1 protein-coding gene is annotated in these 538 nt (G+C 31.2%); it reads left to right on the forward strand.

Annotated elements, in window-relative coordinates; translation table 11 throughout:
* Positions 1-432, forward strand: a 432-nt coding sequence (locus TCEL_RS10425) for a S1C family serine protease (RefSeq protein ID WP_198010678.1), incomplete at its 5' end; no start/stop codon positions are given.
* Positions 433-538 lie beyond the last annotated feature (106 nt).

Here is a 538-nt window from a genome sequence, read left to right on the forward strand (position 1 = left end):
AATAATCACGTAATAGATGGATTAAATGAAATATACGTTGTTACATACGATGGAAAAGCCTATAGGGCAAAATTATTGTATTCAGACAAAGATATTGACCTTGCATTGATTCAAATAGATAGAAAAGATTTACCACCTATTAAACTTGCAAATGAAAAGGATATTAAAGTAGGGATAGATGTTCTTGCAATTGGAACTCCACTTTTCTTTGGATATAGAAATACAGCAACAAAGGGAATTATTAGTGGGTTAAATAGACCAGTTGATGGTGTTTATACTTATCTTCAAACAGATGCGGCTATTAATCCAGGTAACAGTGGAGGCCCATTGGTAAATTTATATGGAGAACTTGTGGGGATTAATACTTATGGGTACTTATTTTTCCAAGGTATGAGTTTTTCAATTCCAGTTGGAAATATTAATATTTTTTAAACCATTATAATAAGTATGGTAGAATAACTTTTATAACAAGCTCCTCTAAAAGAGCTGATGCCTTATTTATGTCAATATACATAATTCTGTCCTCATCTAAAACTGG

It is taken from the genome of Thermobrachium celere DSM 8682, from assembly GCF_000430995.1.
GTDB lineage: Bacteria > Bacillota > Clostridia > Clostridiales > Caloramatoraceae > Thermobrachium > Thermobrachium celere.